Source organism: Phenylobacterium sp. (assembly GCF_036723115.1).
Lineage (GTDB): Bacteria > Pseudomonadota > Alphaproteobacteria > Caulobacterales > Caulobacteraceae > Phenylobacterium.
Map to the genome: position 1 here is coordinate 1 of NZ_DAIMHV010000246.1, position 2,008 is coordinate 2,008.

General features: G+C 67.1%; 2 protein-coding genes. Both read right to left on the bottom strand.

Annotated features, from left to right (window positions below):
* A partial coding sequence (locus V7D28_RS15085; protein ID WP_333588201.1) for a PAS domain S-box protein occupies positions 1–1,520 on the bottom strand: 1,520 nt, incomplete at its 3' end.
* 121 nt (positions 1,521–1,641) lie between these two features.
* Positions 1,642–1,833 (bottom strand): DUF3126 family protein, encoded by a 192-nt coding sequence (locus V7D28_RS15090; protein ID WP_442957952.1) that lies wholly within the window; start codon positions 1,831–1,833, stop codon positions 1,642–1,644.
* Positions 1,834–2,008: the final 175 nt, after the last annotated feature.

The following is a 2,008-nucleotide window of genomic DNA, read 5'->3' on the forward strand; positions in this document are numbered from 1 at the left end:
AGGAGCTCGGCCACATCCTCGACGACGGCCGACAGGTTGAAATCGATCTCCTCCAGGTCGACCTTGCCCGCCTCCAGCTTCGAGACGTCGAGAATGTCGTTGATGATGGCCAGCAGGCTTTCGGCGGAGCTCTGCACCGTCTCGGCGTATTTCCGCTGTTCGGGCGTCAGCGTGCTGCGCAACAGCAGCGCGTTCATCCCCATCACCCCGTTCATAGGGGTGCGGATCTCGTGGCTCATATTGGCCAGGAATTCGCTCTTGGCGCGGTTGGCGGCTTCGGCGGCGTCCCGGGCGCGGGCCATCTCCACCTCGGCCTGCTTGCGCTCGGTGATGTTCTGCAAGGCCCCGATGAGGCGCAGAGGGCGGCCGCGGGCGTCGGAGATGAGTTCGGAGGTGAAGATGGCCCACACCTCCTTTCCGTCGCACCGGGCGATCCGGTACTCCTGGCGATAGGGAACACCGGTCTTCTGGTGCTCCACCCAGGCGGCCTGGGCCGCGGCCCTGTCGTCGGGATGGATGGACGACCAGATGTCGGCCGCCAGGCCCTCATAGGTCAGGGGCTCTTCGAAGAAGGTGTCATGCGCCCCGATCTTCAGCAGCTCCTTGGCCTGATAGTCGATCTCGTAGACGTGAATGTCCGCAAGCTCCGTGGCCAGGCGCATGCGCTGCTCGGCCCTCTGGGCCCGGTCACGGGCCTCGACCAGGTCGGAGATGTCCTGCGAAAGCAGGATCAGACCGCCGATCTCGCCCTCCGGATCGCGCCAGGGCGCCCCTTCCACCCGCGCCCACACCACCTGGCCGTCGGCCCGCTGGAAGCGCACCTGATCGGCCTTGACGGGCTCGCCGGCCAGGCACGCGGTCAGCCGCTCGCCCCAGCGCTCCACCACGTCGGGCAGGAGGTCGCCCAGGGCCACGCCAAGGATGTCGCGTTCCCCCAAGCCCATCTCGGCGCACCAGCGGGGGCTGGCGTGCATCAGGCGCAGATCCCGGTCGGTGACCGCCACGGCCACCGGCGCGGCCCCCATCAGGTTGAACAGGATCTGTTCGGCGGCCTGGGCTTCGGCCCGGCTGTGGGCTTCGGTGCGGGTGACCGACAGGGCCTGGGCCGACTCCGCCACCCCGTCGGCGAGGTCGGCGAGAATCTCCATCAGGGCGGCGTCGAGCGGACGCGGCGCCCCCAGCACGGTGATCCGCCCGCGCTGCGGAGGCGCGGAAAAGCGCACCGGCGCGCTGGCCACGAAGGCGGCGTGGGCCAGGCCGAGCTCAGCATTCTGGTTTTTCGAATCCGACCATACCGGGGCGCAGAACAGCTGTTCGGAGCCGGCGTCGAGGATCAGCTCAAGGCGGCCGTCCAGGCCGCAACGATAGGCGTCATCCCCATCATGCAGAACGATTTCCACCGCTTCGGCGTCAAAATGCGCCCGCGCAGCCATGGCGGTGCGGCGAAGGACCGGACGAAGGCCTTCCAGATCAAACCGGGCCCCGGCCTCCGCGCTCCAGAGCTGCACTGTGCCAAACATTCGAACGTCCACCCCAAACTCGTTTTGGGTAGGTTCGGCCGCGGCTAGTTAACGACGCGTCAAACAGCGTTCGGCGGAGGGAGGGACCCATGGTCGCAGACCCTCCTCCGCCCGCGCGCGCCTAGGGGAGATCTTCGGCCAGGATCGCCATCTGGAAGGTGAAGGAGCCGTCCTCGTCCTCGTCCTCATAGACCACGCCGATGAACTCGTCGGCGATGTAGACCTCCGCGGAGTCCTTCTGCTTGGGGCGGGGGACCAGGGTGATCCGGGCATTGGCGAAGGTGCCGCGCAGGTGGCCTTCGATCTTGCGCATGGCGCGTTCGTCCACGGGGCGCTCCTTGGAAAAATAAGACAGGGGAAAACAGCTACAGCGCCGCGAACCTAGACGTTCGCGGCGCGAGGGAAAACCTCAACCGGCGGGAAAAGACGACTTAGATGACGTAGTCGTACACAGCTTCGGCCAGGGTGTGGTCCATGCTGCGGGCCGG